Genomic DNA, 22,786 nt, shown 5'->3' with positions numbered 1-22,786 from the left:
AATATGCGACATTTGTCTTAAGGAAAGAATAAGACAAACGGAATGGCTTTTTCTTATATACCTATGGAAAAACAGGAAGCTTATTTTTTGATAAGTAGTACTTCTAGTAGATATGGTTATAGCAGTGCTCATCTTCGTTATGCTGCTCTACAAGGAGGTGTTAACTTTGTCGCGCTAGAAGGGAAAAATATCTACAACACATTTTGGTCTTATAGAAACCTATGGACAACTCTCTTTGCACTCCAAAGAATATGCAAGACAGCAAGTAAGAGCATATTGAATAAATGGTCATTTCACTCACCGCCTATGGCAGTAAACAGCGTGACAGTGGTTTCTATCTTGATACGCTGTTTATCCTATGGATTCCTAAAGAGAAAGATCACCAATGCCCTCATTAGTACAACCACAAAATTGAAAAATGCAAAAATGTTGACGATCTCCACAACTGTTAGCAAACAATTTGCAACAGGTATCCAAGGCGTAACATTCGAACCGCAGGCACAGCTTGCCTATCAACATTTGATGTTTGATACCATTAAAGATGCTGATAATCTGACCATTAAGATGCAAAATCCTTCTCAATGGATAATCCCGTGTTGGTGGACGTTTGACAAAAACCATTGCCACTGAAAACAGTCGTCCTATGTCTTTCTATGGAAAAGTAAACTTAATCAAAACCTTTGGTGATGATCAGACATTCCATATTGATAAGTATTATAAATGTGACCCCTCGGGAAGTTCCGTTGAAGGTGGGCTTGGTATTAGTGCATAATTGTCCGCTAACCTCTCCCTTCATGGTGATGTCAGCTATCAACAAAAGCTTCAAAAAACTGGTATAAGTGGTACAAGCTTTTCAGGAGGAATACTCTATCAGTTTTAAATCAAGACTGTAAAAATAGCCTATTCAATTTAACAAAAAGGCAGCATATTGCTGCCTTTTTGGTTTATTATAAGCTGTTTTTAAGCGCTTTTTTAAATAGAGAACAGCGAAATATTTGAAGACAGTCATTGACCATTGGATGTTTTTTACAAAAAATTCTTTTTATAAAGAATAAAACTGTAAAAAAGAGAACAACCAAAAACAAAATGATATTGTAAAATAATGAGAAGCTTTTCTAGAAAATACAACATTACTATCTTTTGTTATTTCTCACGAATTTAATGCTTAAAATCCCAAAATAAAACTTTTGAACATAAAATGATAAGTAAAAAATAATGCAATAATATCAAACAAAGGGATGTATGTTATAAGTCACTCATATATTTCAAAATGGAAGTTCTAATAGGATTTAAAATATTACAGCTCAAACACTGCCCAGAAAATTCATACTGAAAAAATCCTATTATCCCCTTCCCTCTTAACAATGCCGCCAAACATCTCCAGAAACTTCAAAACAAATAAAATTGCATTTTCTCTTCTGTAAAATTGATCATGCTCTTTGCTCTCTATGGACAATAGGCTCTATACTTGCTTCAAAAAACTCCTTTGTATAATCGTGTTGCGCATGTAGATTACGCAATTCATCATTGCTAAGCTCTTCAAGAATAATCCCTTTATGCATAATTCCAACACGTTCACAAATATGTGCAACAACAGCAAGATCATGGGATACCATTAAATAAGTAAGCTTTTTTCTCACGCGCAGTGATTTCAACAAGTTTAAAATTTCAGCCTGTACCGACACATCCAATGCAGACGTTGGCTCATCAAGCAACAACACCTCTGGCTCAATAATTAAAGCACGTGCAAGAGCAATACGCTGACGCTGCCCTCCAGACAACTCATGAGGATAACGATAAAGAAATGAAGAATCTAAACCAACGGAATCTAAAGCATCCTCCACCCGCTCTCTTTGATTATCCATTCCATGGATTTTGAGCGATTCAGAAAGAACCGTATGGACCATTTTTCTTGGATGCAGCGAAGCATAAGGATCTTGAAAAACCATTTGAATACAGCGTAAAAAATCCTTACTTCTTTTCTTTTCAACTTCTTGTCCAGCAAAAAGGAATTTTCCACTATAATCTGGAATAAGCCCCACCAATGTATTCAAAATAGTTGACTTTCCACATCCGGATTCACCAATCAAACCATAAGCTTCACCACGCTTAATATGAAAATTAACATTTTTAACAACTGTTACTGCCTTATGCCTGTGCCCAAAAGTTACAGATAAATTAGAAATATCAATAATATTCTCACAATTTGTCATGAGGAACCTCCTCAACGCCATTAACAATCGTAGGATTATACAACCAATCAGGATCACGCTCAGGAACAGCCAAAATATCAACTGGATTATCAAGCCGTGGCAAACTCGCGAGCAACGCCTTTGTATAAGGATGACAAGCGTGAGACAAATCAGAAGCAGGCAACTCTTCTAAGACACGGCCCGCATACATCACCAAAATACGATCACAAAAATCAGCAATCATATTTAAATCATGACTAATGAAAATAAGTCCCGTTCCAGATTTTGTCACAAGTTCATCTAATACAGATAAAACTTGTCGCCTGACCGTAATATCAAGTGCAGATGTTGGCTCATCAGCAATAATTAAATCAGGTTTTGGAATGAGCATCATTGCAATCATCACGCGCTGCCCCATCCCCCCAGATATTTCATGAGGAAAGAGACGCATCACATGTTCAGGATCACGAATATGAACAGATTCTAACATAGATATGGTGCGCTCCCTCGCTTCAGCTTTTGAAACACGGTAATGAATACGGTAAGCCTCCATAATCTGTTCCCCGATCCGTATTAATGGATTAAGTGAATATTTGGGATCCTGTAAAATCATTGAAATACGTTTCCCACGGATTTTTCGCATCTGAGGTTCACTTGCGGCCAATAAATCAACATCCTCAAAGCGCATTTTTTTAGCTTTAACAATGGCTGCTTTTGGACTCAACCTTAGTATTGCGCGCCCAGTCATCGATTTTCCAGATCCGGATTCACCAACAATTCCAATTTTTTCTTTTCCAACAGAAAAACTAACACCACGCACAACTTCTGAAATGCCGCGCGTTGTAGGAAAAGAAATACGTAAATCTTCTACTTCTAATAATTTATTACCCATTGCGTGGATCCAATACATCACGAAGACCATCACCTAAAAGGTTGAAAGCAAGACTTGCAAATAATATTGCACAGCCTGGTATTGCCGCCAACCACCAATTTGTCATCATAAATTCCCGCCCTGAAGAAAGCATCGCACCCCATTCAGGACTTGGAAGTTGAGCTCCCAACCCTAAAAAACCAAGACCAGCAGCCGTTAAAATAATTCCAGACATATCCAAAGTTAATCGTACAATCACTGAAGGAATACACATGGGCGCAACATGAAACAAAATAATTCGCCAAGCAGAGGCCCCTTGCAGGCGAACTACAGAAACATAATCAGAAGAACGTATTGTCAAAGTCTCAGCACGTGCTAAACGTGCAATTGGTGGCCATGCTGCAATTGAAATTGCAATAGAAGCATTTTCAATCCCTGGTCCCAATGCGGCTGAAAATGCAAGAGCTAAAATCAAACCTGGAAAAGCAAGAAAAATATCGACAATGCGCATGAGCACAGTATCAACCCATCCGCCCATATAACCAGATACAGTTCCAACAATAAGCCCTATTGGACCTACAATAACTGTTGTAAGAAAAACAACATAAAGAGTAATACGGGAACCAAAAATAAGGCGACTAAAAATATCACGTCCCAATTCATCTGTTCCAAAATAATGCGCCATAGAGGGTGGCTGCAACCGATGCCCCAGATCATTGCTAAGAAAATCATGCGTAGCAATCCAAGGAGCAAAAAATGCACATATGATAATAATACAAATAATAAGCAGACCGAATACAGCCGAAAAGTTATGAAAAAACTTAGCCAGTGCGTGATAAATTCTTTGTATGTTCGCTTGAATTATGGAGTTTGGAACAGGATCGTTTAACCAACTACCCAAAGAAGATGATGATTGCGATTTATGATGATTACTTACTGTCATATTCAACGTGTCCTTGGATCAAAAATGCGATAAAGCAAATCAGAAAATAAATTAATGGCGACAAAGATAAATCCTACAAGTAAAGTACATCCTACAACTGCATTCATATCTCCGGCTAAAAGAGCATTTGTCAAGTAATGTCCAAAACCAGGCCAAGCAAAAACTGTCTCCGTTAAAACAGCCCCTTCTAATAAAAAAGCATAAGAAAGTGCAACAACGGTAATAATTTGAACAGCAGCATTTCGAAAGGCATGCCCCCAAACGGTTCGCGCCCACGATAATCCCTTTACACGTGCAGTAATGATATATTCCTGATTAAGCTGCTCAATCATAAACCCACGAGTCATACGGCTAATATAAGCCATAGCACCGAAAGCCAAGATCAAAGCTGGCATAATAACGTGACTAAAAACATTACCAAAAGCCTCCCATTGTCCTTGGCTTGCAGTATCCCAAAGGAAAAATCCTGTTTTTGGTTCAAAAGAATATTCATAAAGAAAATCAAGTCGTCCTGGGCCACCAACCCAGCCAAGCTTGGCGTAAAATATTAACAACGCCATTAATCCGAGCCAAAATGTTGGAGTAGAATAACTTACAAGTGTAAAAACACGGACAACATAATCAATAAATGAATCGCGATACATTGCTGCAAAAACACCAAATGGAATTCCAAGACTTGTGCCAATAACAATAGCAACGGTTGCAAGCTCTAATGTTGCAGGAAATACACGCATAATATCGGCTAGAACAGGTCGCCCAGAAGTTAAAGCATCTCCAAAGTCAAACAAAAATACATTATGAAGATACTTCCAATATTGGACAATCAACGGCTTATCAAGACCCAGCTTATAATACATTGCATCATAAGCTTCCTGACTGATATTATCACCAAGAATAGACAGAACCGGATCTAGAGGAAGAAGATGACCAAGAAAAAAAGTGATCGTCACCAACCCAAGCAATGTGATAAAAACTGAAATAAGAAGTTTCAATCCTTTGCATAAAAAATCCCATAAAAATAATTTTTTCTGCTTTTCTGATACAGCTCTTTCAGTCTCTGAAAGTGGCAAAACCATTATAAAAATCCCCTCTGTAGCGACAAAACATAAAGCAAATACTTTTTTATATAACAAAACAATCTCTTATTAAGCATGTTCTACAATCCTTTTCTATAACATGCTTCTTTTTATTTTTCTGCTTCATTGTAATAAAGTCTATAACTGTTCCAAATCCATTTTTTGACATCAGGCCCCATACCAACGGTATAATATGTCTGAAATAAATAAACCATAGGACCATGCTCTAGCACATAATGCTGTAAAGTACGATATTGCATGATACGCTTATTGGGGTCTTTCTCAAACAAAGCATCCATCACCATGTTATTAATATTTTCATCATAATACCCAGCGCGCCAAGCTAAATACATATTGTGCTTTTTTGTAAATGTTGGATCAGGGTTAAACACGTGATTTAATGAAGCAGGATGTCCATCAGGATCGGCACTCCCCCACCCCATAATAGCAGTATCATAATTTCCACCACGTACACGGCTCAACAATTGATTTTGTGCCATTTTTTCAATTGTAAGCTCAACACCAATTTTGCGTGCATTGGCTTGAATAGACTGTGCAACAGACGACATATAACTAAGGCTTCCAACTAAAAGATTAGCTTTAAACCCATTAGGATAACCAGCTTCAGTAATCAGTTGTTTTGCTTTTTTCAAATCCAACTGAAAAGGCAAACCTTCTTTTTCATCTAAAGCACCTGGAACACCTAAAGACATATAAGTTGCCCGAGGAATAGCAATCCCTTTCAAAACAGTTTTTCCAAGACCTTCATAATCAACCAAATAACGAAGTGCCAATCTGACCTTTTCATTCGCAAAAATTGCATTCTTATTATTTAACGATAAGTAAATAATCTGCGGACGCAAAACACGACTAATTTTGACTGGGCCTCCTTTTTTTTCAAGATCTAAAATATCCTCTGAAGAAAGATCACGCACTATATCCACATCACCTTTTTCCAAAAGAAGTCTTTGACTTGATGAATCCGCTACATGCTGCACAACAATCTGCTTAATTTTAGGCACATCGCCCCAATAATGTTGTGTCGCCTCTAACACAACTTTATCTCCTGGAGACCAGCTCACCAATTTATAAGGTCCAACACAAGCTGTATGTGTTGCTAAATATTTATTCCCCATATCACCGTTAATACTCTGTGCTTCAATTGTTTTCCGATCAAGCAAAGCAGAAGCATAAGATTGTCCAATAACAGTCAATATGAGCTGAATAGGATAGGGTTTATCTAATTTTAATTGTAAAGTCTTATCATCAAGAGCCTGAATATTTGTTTCAATATTGTTTTTGGTAAACCCATAATCCATTAAAGATTGAGCATAGCTTAATCCTAATTTAATAATCCGTCGCATCGACCATACCAAATCTTGCGCTGTAGCCATCCTTCCATCATTAAACTTTAAATCATCACGAAGATGAAAGACTATTCTTTTGCCATTGTCTAAAACGTCCCAAGATTTTGCCATAGCAGGGCGAATTTTTGTAGGATCATGCTCATCATATTGCACTAACGCGCTGCAAATATTCGTCAATAACTCACTCGTCACAACCTCAACAGTTTGCGCTGGATCAAAACTACTAATTGAATCAATATTCCATGCCATTACCAATATATCTTTAGATGAGGCACTGAATGCCGATGTTACAGCCCCATTAAAAAAAACGATTGAGCTTAATAAAATAGAAAATTTTTTCAATATTCTTTGTTTTCCCATTTTATCTCTTCCTTTTGTATTCTTCTACCTTTTCACACAAAGTGATTGTGATTTTGCTTAAATAGCATAGCATTAGACATCAATTTCATTTAATCAAACTAAGCATCTACAAAATAATTTTCTTATACATCAGTCTATATTCGGGATGCAGAGAATCTATAACCATAAACAAAGATCCTCCCCAATATAACTTTCTATATTCATCGCTCCCTATAAACGATCTTAATTATATACTGCTACTACACAAACATCCCTCACAGTTTCATCCTAAAAAAACTGAAGAGCTTTATATGGGAGAATATTTTCATCATGCAATTATGATTAAGCTCTTTTTAGCTTTGATAACACTAAAAAGACACACTTATTTTTCAATTTTATTATAAAAAATACGCGGTGCACTATTCCAAACCCATTTTTTGACATCAGGCGTCATCGCGACAACGCTATATTGTTGAAAGATAAACGCATAAGGTCCTTTTTGCATTAATTCACGTTGTAAATCAGCATAGAGTTGCGCTCGTTTTTGCGGATTTTTTTGAAACAACGCTTCTTCAACTTTTTGATTCATCTTAGCATCAAAATACCCATGCTTCCAACTAGGATAGGCTGTATTTCTAGCCTCAAAACGATTATCTGGATTGAAAATAAGACGTGAAGCCATGGTATGAGGATCCGCAGAATCATTATTCCATCCGATAAAAGCCGTATCAAAAGCTCGAGCATCCACTTTTGAAAATAACTGTGTACCTGCTACACGTTCAATTTTAAGACGCACGCCCGCCTGTGCAGCACTATCCTGGAGTGACTGAGCAAGTAACAAAGTATAAGGAGTGTTTGACACGAGAAAATTTGCCTCAAATCCGTTTGGATAACCAGCCTCTGCTAAAAGTTGCTTGGCTTTTTGAATATCAAGTTTAAAGGGTTGCCCCTCTTTTTCATCTAAAGCCCCAAAGTTGCCAAGAGGAATAAAACTGGCCCGTGGGATACCAATCCCTTTGAGAAGCTTCTTGCCAAGACCTTCATAATCTATGAGATAACGCATCGCCAAACGTACTTTTTCCTTAGCAAAAATAGGATTCGTCGTATTGAATCCCCAGTACATCATAGTTGGTTCTAACACTTCTTCGATTTTAACATCTGTTGTTTTTTGCAGATCTGCAAGATCTTCAGGTGTCAAATCACGAGCAACATCAATATCGTGCTTTTGCAACAACAAACGTTGTGTTCCGGGCTCTGCAACATGGCGAATTAAAATCTGCTTCAGTTTAGGCGCTTGTCCCCAATAGTGAGAGCTTGCACGCAACAAAAGAGCTTCTCCAGAGCGCCAACTTTTTAACTGATAAGGACCAACACAAGCAGCATGACTTTTCAAATACTGATTTCCAAAATCGCCATCTTTTTCGTGTTTCATAATCGTCTTACGATCAAGCAAAGCTGTTGCACGACTCGCAACAATATTATTAAGAATGAGCTCTGCTGGATAAGGCTTATCAAATTTCATCACAACCGTTTTCTCATCGGGAGCTTGCAAAGCATCATCAACATTTTGTTCTGTAATTCCATATTCATTAAAAATTGCCGCATTACCCATCTTCAATTTGACAATCCGCTTCATACCCCAAACAAGATCATTGGCATTGGCTGATCTGCCATCATTAAACTTCAAACCATCACGTAAATGAAAAGTAATCACCGTACTGTGATCATCACCTGAAACATCCCAATGTGTTGCTAAAACGGGAACCATTTTAGCAGGATCATCTGTCGCAGTACTCACCAAGTTATCACAAATATTGTAAATAATTTCACTTCCATAAACATCATTAAGTTGTGCGGGATCAAACGTACTGATTGCATCAAGATTCCAAGCCATCACAAGGGTATCAGCGGGTGTTTTTGCTGAAACCTGTTGTACAACTACGCCCAAAGCCATAAGAGCAGCAACAAGAGAGCTGCTACTTTTCAATATTGTTTTCTTCAAGTTCATAAACTTTTCCCTTTATTTATTTTTTATCAATTAATGACGCTGAAATAATATAGCAAATTTATAATTATAACATTGAATAAATACGTTCTAATCGCCTATATTTTTAATCACCTACACAGAGTCATCTACTTGATAAATTCATTGACTTACGTCTCAATAAACCATAGCGAACATACAATATATGTTTTGCTAACCAGTATTACATTTCTTTTCATAACCTTTCTTTGCATATGATAATGCACTATATCAGTTCCCTATTAATCATCAATAAGCCTTGTCGCCCCAAAAATAGTGAGCTTTAAAAAAATCATTACGCAAAAATTTATGAATTCATTATTCTATTCCTTTAGGCGACATTTAAAATAAAATATGCAAACTTTAAAAATAGTCATCCCCCTCAAACACTGTTTCAAGATACGGCGCATCTTTACTACATGACAAAAACGACACTGGAACAGCAGAAAGACATAAGAAAATATCTTTTCTAAAACGCTATCCCCCACAAAAAGCTGCTTAATCTTTTGAAAACTAAGTGTCAAAAGTTTTACGTTTTTACCAACAAAACCAAACGCGTTAACAAAGATAAAGGAAAAATGAGAAGAAGCATTCCTTCCACGCTTTATCTTTTGAGAAATAAAGCTTACAATAAAAGAATATACACTAAAATGCATTCTCTCATTGATAAAAATAAAATTCATTAGACGTTTCCCCCCTAAAGACATAACGAATATAAACCCTTCTAAACTTTGGCGTGCATCATTGCTTTACCACTATAAAAATAGAATAGAAAACAACATACCGCAACAGAACTCTCGTTTCCAGCGGAAACATACAGAGATTCAACGAAGCAATGTAGTGGATACAAGCCTGCATGAGCTTAATCATCTTCCAAAAAATTGGAGCGCACACGCGGCAAGATCACTCTACTAATAGAGGAAAGCTATCAGATAATAAAACCCAACACAAGCAGCTTGAGTCATTTAACTTCAATTTTTCATCGCTGCATTTCATTTTATATTGCCTAGGTAAGCATTGGGCAATCAACCTACATATAAATAAACCAACAGTCATACAAGCAAAGAAAAACAATGCAACAACAGCACCCCATCTAACAACCACTTTGCATTCGTCAACAAACATGAATAAAATATTCATTAATTATAACAGTCACGTTATTAACGGAAATAAAAAAACTCTTCTGAACCATTACAAATGCCAAAGACTGTTTCACAACACTGAGAGCTAGTAAATGTGTGATGGTGCCGATTTGCTCCTTCATAAACCTAAAGATGGAGTGCATTATGGACTTATCTGTCATACCATTCACGGGCTGCGTCGCGAAATGGGCTTTGGTGTACTAAATGTTTCTTTAAAACATACAAGACATTACCATTATCTCACTTCAGATACATAACAGTTAAGATATCACTCCTTTTTGCGTCTGTTTTTTCATCCTCAAAATTATACCTTTATCGTTTTTAGTGCCAACAACAATAGAAAATCATTAATATTGTATAGTTTGTATATTTCAATTATCTTATACAGCGGAATTGTATAATTTATACATTTATTAAATAATTCAATTATTATCCTATTAATCATTACTCTTACAAAAGAAAGTTTGCCAATTTATCGACAAAAACATCCTTCAAGATGATCATTAACAATTCCTACGGACTGCATAAAAGCATAACAAATTGTGGGGCCAACGAATGTCCAGCCACGTCTCTTCAAGTCTTGAGAAAGACGAAGAGAAGCAGGTGTCATAGGGTTAGCCAACAGTGTTTGAAAGTCTATCTTTTCATAACGCTCTGATTGTGGTGGCTGAAAAGACCAAAAATAGCGGGACAAACTTCCCCACTCTGTTATAATTTCTTGTGCTCTAAGTGCATTATTAAGCACTGATTGAATTTTTCCTTGATGGCGAACAATGTCTTTATTCTGCATTAACATTTTCACCTTTAGCTCATCGTAATGAACAATCTTTTCAAAGTCAAAGTGATCAAATGCAACGCGAAAAAAAGAGCGTTTTTTTAAAATTGTAAACCAAGAAAGCCCCGCTTGGAAACCTTCAAGACAAATTTTCTCAAACAAACGAATATCCTCAAAAACAGGCTTTCCCCATTCGGTATCATGATAAGCACAATAAAGTGGATCCGTTCCAGCCCATGCGCAACGAACTTTTCCATCTACTCCCTTAAGAAGACCTTCCGCAAGCATGGCATTAACCGTATTAAAAGAGAGTTCCTTGATCATCGCTTGGCGACTTTATCTGCTTGTGTTTTGACCGTTTAGCGGAAATAGGCTCTTGTGTTGCAACACTGATATCTCCATCAAAAAAACGTAAATTTATGTGCCCCATTTCAGGAAACTGAGCCAAGCGTTTAATGGGCTTATTCTCTTTCCCCAAAGCCAAAACAAAACCGCGCTCCAAAATATTCTGATATGAAGTGCTTCTTAAAAGCCTAGATACTACCTCTAACCCAGCCCGTTTTTTTTCCACACTACGCACAAAAGCACGCTGAAGACGTGCCGTATATTCCTTTGTATTGCGTTGTGCTTTTTCACTATTTAACAAACGCGGTGAAAGACGCACACCAAGTGCATGAAAAGAAAAACGTTTTTTATCGTAGCTTACACAAAGAGCACGCTGCAATCGACTTGAAGTTTCATCCAAACCACGCCGTGGTAGAGCAAAAAGTTGATCGGCAGTCGGAAGAGCTCGTAGAGTAGCACGCAATTTTTGTCGATAAAAATCCAAATAACGCGCGAGTCCCTTGCGCAAACGTGCATCAAGCGATGCCACCAGCACCTCGAGATCAAGCTTAACAGGAACAGCCCGTTCTGCTGCGGCGGTAGGAGTTGGAGCGCGCCAATCAGCCACATAATCAATCAAGGTCCAGTCCGTTTCATGCCCAACAGCAGAAATAACAGGAAGAGAAGATTCATAAACAGCACGAACAACAGCTTCGTCATTAAACCCCCACAAATCTTCTAAACTTCCTCCTCCCCGTGCAACAATAATAAGATCAGGTTTTGGAATAAGTCCACCTGGACCAAGAGCATTAAAACCTTCAACAGCAACAGCCACTTCCCTCCCACTTGTTTCCCCCTGAACACGTACAGGCCAAACCAAAATATGCAACGGAAAACGATCGGATATACGATGAATAATATCACGAATAACAGCACCTGTTGGTGATGTTACAACGCCTAAAATTCGAGGCATATAAGGCAAAGTTTTTTTCTTTTCTTCATCAAACAAGCCTTCTTCTAAAAACTTTTTCTTACGATTTTCAAGAAGTGTCATCAAAGCACCAACCCCCGTTGGTTCAAGAGCCTCGATGACAATTTGATATTTCGATGACCCTGGATACGTCGTAAGTTTACCAACAGCAACTACTTCCATCCCTTCTTCAGGAGGGAATTTGAGCTTTTCCATAACTCCACGCCAAATAACAGCTTCCAACCGTGCCTTATCATCTTTTAAAGCAAAATAAGCATGTCCCGAAGCATGAGTACCACGGTACCCTGATATCTCCCCACGCACCCGTACATAACCAAACTTTTCTTCAACAACACGCTTTAGAGCCCCTGCTATTTCGGAAACAGTGAATTCTGCCACATTTGTTACACCTGTTTTTTCACTAAACAAACTTACCATTTTTCAATTCTTTACGCCCGTTTTTGTGAACCTTTTTGAAACAACACATCTTTAAACTTTTGATTTATAGCTTCATCAAAATACCCATAACACCGGCTAGAACAGCTTATATTTTTAATTTCAAATCGATTATCAGGGTTGTAAAAAAAAACTTGAAGCCGTTGTATGGGGATGTCTAGAGTCATTATTTCATCCGAAAATTCTATCAATAGAAGTTAAAATATTCAATCCTAACATCCAAACAAACACATCTTCTATAAGAATTCCTGAAATAAAATTCTCTACACAACATAGTAATCCATTCCCGATAAAATTCAATGTATTGCAAAGTGTTAAAGAGCTTTGCAATACATCAAATATATCATGACCATGTTTTTTATATTTTATAAACCTGATACCTTTTTATTTTTCAATTGCACTATAAAAAATACGTGGTGCACTATTCCAAACCCATTTTTTAACATCAGGTGTCATCGCTATCGTGTGATACGTCTGATAGATAAAAGCATAAGGTCCTTTCTGCATAAATTCACGTTGCAAATCAGCATACATTTGCGCCCGTTTTTTGGGATCTTTTTGAAACAACGCATCTTGAACCTTTTGATTCATAGTTTCATCCAAATACCCATGGCACCAACTCGCATAGCCTGTATTTTTCGCCTCAAGCCGATTATCAGGATTGTAAATAAGGCGTGAAGCCATTGTATGGGGGTCCGCAGAATCATTATTCCATCCGAAAAAAATTGTATCAAAAGTACGTGCAGATAGTTTTGAAAACAACTGCGTGCCTACGAAGCGTTCAATTTTAAAACGTACCCCCACCTTTTTTGCATTGTCTTGGAGAGACTGAGCAATAGGCAAAGCAAAAGGATAAGGAGAGGCACCGGCAAAAATACTGGCCTCAAAACCATCCGGATAACCGGCTTCCGTTAAAAGTTGCTTTGCTTTTTGGAGATCAAGTTTAAAGGGTTGTCCCTCTTTTTCATCCAAAGCTCCAAGATTACCAAGAGGAATAAAACTTGCACGTGGAATACCAACATCTTTGAGAAGAGTCTTACCGAGTCCTTCATAGTCAATAAGATAACGCATCGCTAAACGCACTTTTTCATTGGAAAAAATTGGATTTGTCACATTGAACCCCCATATGATCACGGATGGCTCTAACACTCTTTCAACTTTAATATCCGTTGTTGCTTGGAGATCTGCCAAATCCTCTGGCATCAGATTACGTGCAACATCGATATCGTGTTTTTGCAACAATAAACGTTGTGTTCCAGGTTCCGCAACATGGCGAATTAAAATCTTCTTCAATTTAGGCGCCTCCCCCCAATAATTGGAGCTTGCACGCAACAAAATTCCTTCTCCAGGGCGCCAACTCTCTAGCTGATAAGGACCAACACAAGCAGAATGGCTTGCCAAATACCGGTTTCCCATATCACCATTTTTTTCGTGTTTCATGAGTGTCTCACGATCAAGCAAAGCAAGAGTACGACTAGTGGCAAAATGGCTAAGAATGAGCTCTGCTGGATAAGGTTTATCAAATTTCATCACCACCGTTTTGTCGTCCGGTGCTTGAAAAGCCTCATCAACGTTTTGTTCTGTAATCCCATATTCATTAAATGTCGCCGCAGTAGCCATCTTCAATTGAACAACCCGCTTCATGCTCCAAATAAGATCATTGGCATTCGCAGGACGACCATCGTTGAACTTCAAACCATCACGCAAATGAAAAGTAATCACCGTACTCTGATCATCACTTGAAACATCCCAACTCTTCGCTAAAGAAGGAACCATTTTAGCAGCATCATCTGTAGCAGAAACGACTAAATTATCACAAACATTAACAAGAACTTCATTACCATAACGGTCATTGATTTGTGCGGGATCAAATGTACTTATTGTATCAAGATTCCAAGCCATCACAAGCGTATCGGCAGGTGTTTTCGCTGAAACTTGTTGCACAAACATCCCCATTGCAAGAACAGCAGAAACAAAAGAACTGCCCTTTTTCAATATTTTTCTTTTCACTTTCATAGAATTTTCCTTTTAAGATTTAAGGTTATTGTATAACTTCCCATGTGACAACATGCAAAAATGATAAGATCATGCTTAGAAAACACGCCTCCTAGAGGTAAAATATCAAAATCTCTAAAAGCAGCAGCCACTTTTCAAAAGCTCCTTCCCTCCCCAATACGTATAGAACAAACGAACATATGCAACGCAAAACGATCTGATTAAAATGAAGCTATCACGCACGATAGCTCACGACATCACGGCACTTATAATTCAGAGCATATCAGACCAAAATCCTTCCTTGCTTCATTAAAAAGATTTCTTTTTCAAGTTTCTTCTTGCGATTTTCTAAAAAGTATCATCAAAGCGCTACTCTAATTGCTTCAAAAGCCTCAAAACAATTTGATATTTTGATGATCCTGAATAAATTTTTTCGTAACCATTTTCACCCTTCTTCAGAAGAAAATTCGAACTTTATTATAACTCCGTATCAAATAACAGCTTCGAACCTATAGATTATCATATTTTAAGTCATAAGGAATGTAACCTGAGGTATGAGAAGAGTAGCTTGATGTTTCCCCACGTACCCGCATACAACAGTTTTTCTCACCAAAACATTTTATAAAGTCCCCATTTTTTCAGAAACACTAAATTTTGCTTTATTCGTTACACCTGTCTTTTGCAACAAACAAATTTATTACTTTTTATACATATAAATTGAAATATCAAATATTAATATCTATATACGTGGAATTTATCGAAATAAATAACCTCTCTTCCCAATAGAATGTTTTGAAACAAAATTCTCTACACAACATAGTAATCCATTCCCGATAGAATTCAACGTATTGCAAAGTATTAAAGAGCTTTGCAATACATCAAATATATCATGACCATGTTTTTTTATATTTTATAAACCTGATACCTTTTTATTTTTCAATTGCACTATAAAAAATACGTGGTGCACTATTCCAAACCCATTTTTTGACATCAGGTGTCATCGCTACAGAAACATATGTCTGATAGATAAAAGCATAAGGCCCTTTCTGCATAAAATCACGTTGTAAATCAGCATACATTTGCGCCCGTTTTTTGGGATCTTTTTGAAACAATGCATCTTGAACCTTTTGATTCATAGTTTCATCCAAATACCCATGGCACCAACTCGCATAGCCTGTATTTTTAGCCTCAAGCCGATTATCTGGATTATAAATAAGACGTGAAGCCATTGTATGGGGGTCCCCAGAGCCATTATTCCATCCGAAAAAAATCGTATCAAAACCACGCGCATAAAATTTTGAAAACAACTGCGTACCTACAAAACGTTCAATTTTAAAACGTACTCCAACTTTTTTTGCATTGTCTTGGAGAGACTGAGCAATAGGCAAAGCAAAAGGATAAGGAGAGGCACCGGCAAAAATACTGGCCTCAAAACCATCCGGATAACCGGCTTCCGTTAAAAGTTGCTTTGCTTTTTGGAGATCAAGTTTAAAGGGTTGTCCCTCTTTTTCATCCAAAGCTCCAAGATTACCAAGAGGAATAAAACTTGCACGTGGAATACCAACATCTTTGAGAAGAGTCTTACCGAGTCCTTCATAGTCAATAAGATAACGCATCGCCAAACGCACTTTTTCATTGGCAAAAATAGGGTTTGTCGCATTAAATCCCCATATGATCATGGAGGGCGCCAACACTTTTTCAACTTTAATATCCGTTGTTGCTTGGAGATCTGCCAAATCCTCTGGCATCAGATTACGTGCAACATCGATATCATGTTTTTCCAATAATAAACGTTGCGTTCCAGGCTCCGCGACATGGCGAATTAAAATCTTCTTCAATTTAGGCGCCTCCCCCCAATAATTGGAGCTTGCACGCAACAAAATTCCTTCTCCAGGGCGCCAACTCTCTAGCTGATAAGGACCAACACAAGCAGAATGACTGGCCAAATATCGGTTTCCCATATCGCCATCTTGTTCGTTTTTCATGAGTGTCTCACGATCAAGCAAGGCAGTAGTGCGATTAGTGGAAATATTGCTAAGAATGAGCTCTGCTGGATAAGGTTTATCAAATTTCATCACCACCGTTTTGTCATCCGGTGCTTGAAAAGCCTCATCAACGTTTTGTTCTGTAATCCCATATTCATTAAATGTTGCTGCATTAGACAATTTCAATTTGACAACCCGCTTCATACCCCAAACAAGATCATTGGCATTCGCAGGACGACCATCATAAAACTTTAAACCATCACGCAAGTGAAAAGTAATCACCGTACTCTGATCATCACTTGAAACATCCCAGCTCTTCGCTAACGAGGGAACCATTTTAGCCGCATCATCTGTAGCAGAAACGACTAAATTATCACAAATATTGTTAACCACTTCAATTCCATAACGGTCATTAAGTTGTGCAGGGTCAAATGTATTTATTGGATCGAGATTCCAAGCCATCACAAGCGTATCGGCGGGTGTTTTTGCTGAAACTTGTTGCACAAACATCCCCATTGCAAGAACAGCAGAAACAAAAGAACTGCCCTTTTTCAATATTTTTCTTTTCACTTTCATAGAATTTTCCTTTTTACGTTTATTGTATAAATTCTCCATGCAGCAAAACGTGCTTAATTTAAGTTTAGACGAACGATAGACTCCTAAAGACCAAACTTTAAAATCTTCAAGAACAAGCACCTCTTGCCAATGACTCCTCTTGTCTACACTTATAAGCCAAACTAAAACATACAAAGGAAAACACTCTAATATACAATGAATGCTCACCAACAACAGAGCTTAATCACGATATCATAACGCCTACTATTGAAGACTATAAAACCTGTATTTTTTCTATCTTGTTAAGCAAGCTTGTCTCGTATTTCTTCCGGCGTTTTCTATACCATCAAAGCACTACCCCTTTTAGCTCAAGTACCTTAATAACAACGAGCCTTCATAACAATTTGACGATTTGATAAAACAGAAAAATTCGTTAGTTTGCCAAATGCAACGACTTTTATTCCTTCTTCAAAAGAAAATTTAATTTTTTCATCACTCCCCGTAAAATAACACCCTCCAAATGACATCTCATCATCTTTCAAAGCAAAAGAAAATATAAACACCATAAAAAACTGATATCCCTTGTGTACCCCCATAACAAAACTTTCCTTCAACATCGCAAAACCTTTGCACCTTTAGCACCACTAAATTCCGCGATATTTGTTACACTTCGTTTCTTTATGTTATACTCAGTTTTTTAACAAATAAATTGACCACTTTCTAATTCAGAAAAATTGAAATATCGATCTTAACATCCACTTAAATACACCTCTAATGAGAATGAAAAATATCTTTAAACGAATGTCTTGAAAAGACATTCAACAATATATCACGCATTACCTATGATCTTCGGCGCATTGCAAAGCTTAAAATTTATACAATACGCCGAATATATCATGACGATGCCCTTTATCTATTGAACAGCATTGAAGACACTCTTATTTTTCAATTTTACTATAAAAAATATGTGGCGCACTATTCCAAACCCACTTTTTGATATCAGGCGTCATCGCGATAACAGTATATTTCTGAAAGATAAACGCATAAGGTCCTTTTTGCATCAATTCACGTTGTAAATCAGCATAGAGTTGTGCCCGTTTTTGCGGATCTTTTTGAAACAATGCATCCTGAACCTTTTGATTCATCGTTTCATCCAAATACCCATATTGCCAACTAGGATAGGCGGTATTTTTTGCCTCAAGCCGATTATCTGGATTATAAACAAGACGTGAAGCCATAGTATGAGGATCCGCAGAATCATTATTCCATCCGACAAAAATCGTATCAAAAGCCCGTGCATAAAGTTTAGAAAACAACTGTGTACCGGCCATCCGTTCAATTTTAAGACGCACCCCCGCCTTTGCGGCACTATCTTGGAGTGACTGAGCAACTAACACCCTATAAGGAGCATTTGATACGAGAAAATTTGCCTCAAACCCATTCGGATAACCAGCTTCTGCTAAAAGCTGCTTAGCTTTTGCAATATCAAGTTTAAAGGGTTGCCCTTCTTTTTCATCTAAAGCCCCAAAGTTGCCAAGAGGAATAAAACTGGCCCGTGGAACACCAACACCTTTGAGAAGCTTCTTGCCAAGACCTTCATAATCTATGAGATAACGCATCGCCAAACGTACTTTTTCCTTAGCAAAAATAGGATTCGTCGTATTGAATCCCCAGTACATCATAGTTGGTTCTAACACTTCTTCGATTTTAACATCTGTTGTTTTTTGCAGATCTGCAAGATCTTCAGGTGTCAAATCACGAGCAACATCAATATCGTGCTTTTGCAACAACAAACGTTGTGTTCCGGGCTCTGCAACATGGCGAATTAAAATCTGCTTCAGTTTAGGCGCTTGTCCCCAATAGTGAGAGCTTGCACGCAACAAAAGAGCTTCTCCAGAGCGCCAACTTTTTAACTGATAAGGACCAACACAAGCAGCATGACTTTTCAAATACTGATTTCCAAAATCGCCATCTTTTTCATGCTTCATAATTGTCTGACGATCAAGCAAAGCTGTTGCCGGACTTGCAACAATATTATTAAGAATGAGCTCTGCTGGATAAGGCTTATCAAATTTCATCACCACTGTTTTCTTATCTGGGGCTTGCAAAGCATCATCAACATTTTGCTCTGTAATTCCATATTCATTAAAAATTGCCGCATTACCCATCTTCAATTTGACAATCCGCTTCATACTCCAAAGAAGATCATTAGCATTGGCTGATCGACCATCATTAAACTTCAAACCATCACGTAAATGAAAAGTAATCACCGTACTGTGATCATCACCTGAAACATCCCAGCTCTTCGCTAAAGCGGGAACCATTTTAGCCGCATCATCTGTAGCAGAAACGACCAAATTATCACAAACATTGCGAACAATTTCACTTCCATAAACATCATTAAGTTGTGCGGGATCAAACGTACTAATTGCATCAAGATTCCAAGCCATCACAAGGGTATCAGCGGGTGTTTTTGCTGAAACTTGTTGTGCAACCATCGCCAAAGCTATAAAAGCAGAAACAAGAGAGCTGCTATTTTGTAATATTTTTTTCTTCAAGTTCATAGACTTTTCCTTTTAAAGTTTACTATATAAATTTCCCACACAACAAGCACATGCTTAATAATAAGGTTAGATGATCCATAAGCGCCTCAAACAAAGTATTATTAAAACCTTCAAACAACACCACTTACCAACCACGGACTTCTACCCATGGCTATAAGCCAAGACAAACCAAAACATGCAACAACAAACACTCTGACATACAATGAATGCTCCCCCATAACAGAGCCTATTCATGATGTCATAACGCCTACGATTGAAGACTATAAAACCACTATTTTCTCTCTTTTGTCGGGTAAGCTTGTCTCTTCTTTCCTCTCGCCTTTTTATGCCATCAAAAGACTCTTCTTTGTTAGCTTAAGCGCCTTAATAACAAAGAGCTCTACTAACAATTTGACATTTTAACAAAACAGGAAAATTCACCCATCAACCGACATGACCTCCTCCCCCTACAAGAGGAATTTTGAATTTTTCCATAATCCTCTGCCAAATAACAGCTTTTAAATTATATTTTATTTCTAAATAAAAGGAGCATAGGCTCCCCCTGATATTCCTTTACGCACCCACACATAACAAAACTTTTTTCCACATCGTATTTTTAATATCTTTGCTCCTTTAACAACACTCAATTCATTGCTTACATTTTTTCAGAAAAAAAGATCTTTTCAATGCACTAAGGTTGAAATATCTAAATATAATACCTATATAAGCATACCCTTATTAGAATAGATAGTCTTTTTTTAAGTAAACTGTCTTGAAATATTATTTCTATACACGACAATAATAAGTTCGTTACAAAATCTTCAATATACTAGAACTCTCACTCTGATAAGAAATGCTGAAACGTTATAAAATTTCTCTACAAATTCTCGAGACGAAAGGATATCCCTTCATTTAATAAAAGAAGCGCCATGAAAATATCGCAAAAAATGCAATAAAACATGTGTATATTTCAAAAACCAGCACCGTTAACCAGACTAAGGTGATAAACTCAAAAAGTAAGAAAAAATAAAAAAATGTTTTTCCTTTATGATAATAACATCGCTGTACCATGATAATACAATAAAAAACACGATCTTTGAAAGTATATTAAAATGAAGCGAAAAAAAAAATTATTAGATTCTTTTCATGCGTTTCTTGGAGGAAAATCACGCCGCGTTAGTCTAAAATTGCTTATTCTTTCATTCTTCATTGGCATCGTAATGAATTTTTTGGGATGGACACCTCGAAACCTCATACAAAAAATAGTAGATTTTTTTCAATCACTATGGGAAGCAGGATTTATAACGCTTACAAATTTCTTCCATATAACTATGACAGGAGCTATTGTTGTTGTGCCTATTTTTCTTATCTTACGAATTTTTCATAAAAAATAAAAGCCTTAACATTTTCCTTGCGTTAATCTTTTCGAAAAATCAAACGACACAAAAATCCTGTAGTAATAGCAATAATCACTGCAACAATACCATATAAAAAACGATACTTGTGCGCTGCATAAAAAATTGTATAGGTGATATGTGCTTTAACAATTTCAAGAGTCGTTGTAGCACTATCAATAAACTGTCCATCACGAAAAAGATAAGCACGAACTTTATAATGTCCAACTGGGATATTTGCTGGCAAACGAAAATGCGCTGTGAAAAGTGTGTCAGAACCAAAACGAACCCCACCCACTTCCTCATAATAAAGGCTTTTAGCTTTTTGTAATTTTATAAGTTCATCGCGAAAGATTTGTATTTTTTTCTGATCTTGTTCATCCGTCTGCAATGGCAAATAGAGTAATCCTAACCCTAAGCGTTTATAATCTTCAATGCTCGTAATATCGTCAATTTCACGTGTTGTGACCATAGAGTAAAAAAGAGGAACCTTTTTAAAAATAAGAGAATCTGTATTGACCCATACACCGGCATTGCGTTTTTTTTCTCGCATCACCATTGTCCGATCTTGTCCCTCTAAGCTTACAACAATATCATAACGGTTCTGTCGAGAATATAACGGATCAATATTTTCTAAAACACCAGCAATATAAAGATCACGACCAGCAAAATTTGCATCCACAGTAATCGTATTCGTTGTTACAATAATTTGGACAGTTTCGTGGTCAACTTGATCAATGAATGTAGCTGGCGTCCCAACATGTGACCATGTAGAAAAAGAAATAAAACAAAAGCAACCTGTAATGATGTATAAAGAAAATAATCTACCCATTTTTATCTCATAAGAATATCCAGAGAGAAAAGATTATCAGGGCGTATAAATAATTGAAAAGCAAGACGCATACACACAATCAACACTAAAAATGCAAGTGCCATACGCAATTGTTCAGCCTTTAACTTCCGTCCAACCCGTGTTCCATATTGCGCACCAATACTTCCTCCAAGCATTAACAAAAAAGCCAAGACAATATCAACGGACTGATTAGTCATACTTTGCAAAACTGTCGTGAAAGAAGACACAAATGTAATCTGAAAAAGTGAAGTCCCAATCACCACACTGGTTGGAACACGCAGAAGATAAATCAATGCTGGTATCATAAAGAACCCCCCACCAATTCCCATAATAGAAGACAACAACCCCACAATGAGACCAATCCCTAAAACTGGAATAATGCTAACATATATCCTAGATGTCCGAAAACGCATTTTTAAGGGTAAGCGATGAATCCAATTATGTCGACCAGCAAGACGAATATTGGCTTTTCCTGCCTTACGCTTGCGCATCATATCATACCAACTTTCAACGATCATCAAGCTTCCTACACTTCCAAGAAGAATCACATAAAGAAGCGAAATCATTAAGTCTAATTGACCTAACTTTTTCAAAACAGAGAAAACCTGAATCCCGATTAAAGAACCAATCCCTCCTCCAATCGCCAAAAGAATACCAAGTTTAATATCGAGCGTACGTCTTCTAAAATGTGTAATTGCTCCTGTTACAGATGAAGCAATCATCTGGTTAGCACCTGTTCCAACAGCAATAGCAGGAGGAATATTATAAAAAATCAATAACGGCGTGATGAGAAACCCACCACCGATTCCAAAAAGTCCTGAAAAAAAACCAGCAACGACTCCCATACCAATCAAGATCAGCATATTGAGTGACATTTCAGCAATTGGTAAATAAATACTCACTTACAGAACCTTCAAGATAATTTGAGGTTTTTTTACAATTAGAGAATCCTTCTCCAATTATCCTCTTTTCCAATAATCTCT

The 22,786-nt window shown here is 37.2% G+C and carries 18 protein-coding genes; 4 read left to right on the top strand and 14 right to left on the bottom strand.

Annotated features, from left to right (window positions below):
• Window positions 1-42 precede the first annotated feature (42 nt).
• Together ACFILO_RS01770 and ACFILO_RS01765 are read left to right on the top strand one after the other, a co-directional pair.
• Window positions 43-630: an autotransporter outer membrane beta-barrel domain-containing protein gene (locus ACFILO_RS01770; protein ID WP_375677744.1), complete on the top strand. Its 588-nt coding sequence runs from the start codon at window positions 43-45 to the stop codon at window positions 628-630.
• Window positions 608-772 (top strand): hypothetical protein, encoded by a 165-nt coding sequence (locus tag ACFILO_RS01765; RefSeq protein ID WP_375655423.1) that lies wholly within the window; start codon window positions 608-610, stop codon window positions 770-772. The genes ACFILO_RS01770 and ACFILO_RS01765 overlap by 23 nt, the downstream gene beginning before the upstream one ends.
• Window positions 773-1,430: 658 nt before the next feature.
• Here the strand turns inward: ACFILO_RS01765 and ACFILO_RS01760 are convergent.
• From ACFILO_RS01760 to ACFILO_RS01735, 6 genes are all read right to left on the bottom strand, one after another.
• Window positions 1,431-2,213, bottom strand: a complete 783-nt coding sequence (locus ACFILO_RS01760; RefSeq protein ID WP_375652957.1) for an ABC transporter ATP-binding protein — start codon at window positions 2,211-2,213, stop codon at window positions 1,431-1,433.
• Window positions 2,200-3,084 (bottom strand): ABC transporter ATP-binding protein, encoded by an 885-nt coding sequence (locus tag ACFILO_RS01755; RefSeq protein ID WP_273790733.1) that lies wholly within the window; start codon window positions 3,082-3,084, stop codon window positions 2,200-2,202. The genes ACFILO_RS01760 and ACFILO_RS01755 overlap by 14 nt, the downstream gene beginning before the upstream one ends.
• Complete coding sequence (locus ACFILO_RS01750) at window positions 3,077-4,006, bottom strand: ABC transporter permease (protein ID WP_375632501.1); 930 nt, start codon at window positions 4,004-4,006, stop codon at window positions 3,077-3,079. The genes ACFILO_RS01755 and ACFILO_RS01750 overlap by 8 nt, the downstream gene beginning before the upstream one ends.
• 2 nt (window positions 4,007-4,008) lie before the next feature.
• The gene (locus ACFILO_RS01745; RefSeq protein WP_375613823.1) at window positions 4,009-5,082 is read right to left on the bottom strand and encodes an ABC transporter permease; all 1,074 of its coding nucleotides are present in this window, start codon (window positions 5,080-5,082) and stop codon (window positions 4,009-4,011) included.
• Window positions 5,083-5,192: 110 nt separating this feature from the next.
• Window positions 5,193-6,809 carry an ABC transporter substrate-binding protein gene (locus tag ACFILO_RS01740; RefSeq protein WP_375632502.1) on the bottom strand — a complete coding sequence of 539 codons (1,617 nt, stop codon included), beginning with the start codon at window positions 6,807-6,809 and terminating at the stop codon, window positions 5,193-5,195.
• Window positions 6,810-7,170: 361 nt separating this feature from the next.
• Window positions 7,171-8,796: an ABC transporter substrate-binding protein gene (locus tag ACFILO_RS01735; RefSeq protein ID WP_375677743.1), complete on the bottom strand. Its 1,626-nt coding sequence runs from the start codon at window positions 8,794-8,796 to the stop codon at window positions 7,171-7,173.
• A 1,249-nt stretch (window positions 8,797-10,045) separates the two neighbouring features.
• Between ACFILO_RS01735 and ACFILO_RS01730 the strand changes: the two genes are divergently transcribed.
• Window positions 10,046-10,210, top strand: a complete 165-nt coding sequence (locus ACFILO_RS01730) for a hypothetical protein (protein ID WP_375646395.1) — start codon at window positions 10,046-10,048, stop codon at window positions 10,208-10,210.
• A gap of 215 nt (window positions 10,211-10,425) precedes the next feature.
• Here the strand turns inward: ACFILO_RS01730 and ACFILO_RS01725 are convergent, their stop codons facing one another.
• The 6 genes from ACFILO_RS01725 to ACFILO_RS01700 form a co-directional block, all read right to left on the bottom strand.
• On the bottom strand, window positions 10,426-11,052 hold the full coding sequence (locus ACFILO_RS01725; protein WP_375632504.1) for a DNA-3-methyladenine glycosylase I: 627 nt from the start codon (window positions 11,050-11,052) through the stop codon (window positions 10,426-10,428).
• On the bottom strand, window positions 11,030-12,460 hold the full coding sequence (gene xseA / locus ACFILO_RS01720) for an exodeoxyribonuclease VII large subunit (protein ID WP_375677742.1): 1,431 nt from the start codon (window positions 12,458-12,460) through the stop codon (window positions 11,030-11,032). The genes ACFILO_RS01725 and xseA overlap by 23 nt, the downstream gene beginning before the upstream one ends.
• Before the next feature lie 402 nt (window positions 12,461-12,862).
• Entirely contained in the window at window positions 12,863-14,494 is a 1,632-nt protein-coding gene (locus ACFILO_RS01715; RefSeq protein ID WP_375677741.1) for an ABC transporter substrate-binding protein, read from the bottom strand.
• Between the two features lie 908 nt (window positions 14,495-15,402).
• Window positions 15,403-17,034: an ABC transporter substrate-binding protein gene (locus tag ACFILO_RS01710; RefSeq protein ID WP_375652934.1), complete on the bottom strand. Its 1,632-nt coding sequence runs from the start codon at window positions 17,032-17,034 to the stop codon at window positions 15,403-15,405.
• A 356-nt stretch (window positions 17,035-17,390) separates the two neighbouring features.
• Window positions 17,391-17,609 (bottom strand): hypothetical protein, encoded by a 219-nt coding sequence (locus ACFILO_RS01705; RefSeq protein ID WP_375612270.1) that lies wholly within the window; start codon window positions 17,607-17,609, stop codon window positions 17,391-17,393.
• A gap of 342 nt (window positions 17,610-17,951) precedes the next feature.
• Window positions 17,952-19,577, bottom strand: a complete 1,626-nt coding sequence (locus ACFILO_RS01700) for an ABC transporter substrate-binding protein (RefSeq protein ID WP_375677740.1) — start codon at window positions 19,575-19,577, stop codon at window positions 17,952-17,954.
• 1,091 nt (window positions 19,578-20,668) lie between these two features.
• Between ACFILO_RS01700 and ACFILO_RS01695 the strand changes: the two genes are divergently transcribed.
• Complete coding sequence (locus ACFILO_RS01695; RefSeq protein ID WP_375621636.1) at window positions 20,669-20,950, top strand: DUF6460 domain-containing protein; 282 nt, start codon at window positions 20,669-20,671, stop codon at window positions 20,948-20,950.
• 22 nt (window positions 20,951-20,972) lie between these two features.
• On the opposite strand, the gene ACFILO_RS01690 is transcribed toward ACFILO_RS01695, so the two are convergent.
• Window positions 20,973-21,782, bottom strand: coding sequence for a TIGR02186 family protein (locus tag ACFILO_RS01690; protein ID WP_273790722.1), 810 nt, complete (start codon window positions 21,780-21,782; stop codon window positions 20,973-20,975).
• 2 nt (window positions 21,783-21,784) lie between these two features.
• A complete protein-coding gene (locus ACFILO_RS01685) occupies window positions 21,785-22,705 on the bottom strand; it encodes a sulfite exporter TauE/SafE family protein (RefSeq protein WP_375632509.1) in 921 nt (306 codons plus the stop codon).
• Window positions 22,706-22,786: the final 81 nt, after the last annotated feature.

Origin of the sequence: Bartonella sp. AP72JLCBS (assembly GCF_042195705.1) — a bacterium.
Lineage (GTDB): Bacteria > Pseudomonadota > Alphaproteobacteria > Rhizobiales > Rhizobiaceae > Bartonella.
The sequence above is the reverse complement of the archived record's forward strand: the minus strand, read 5'-3'. Positions and strand labels throughout refer to the sequence as shown.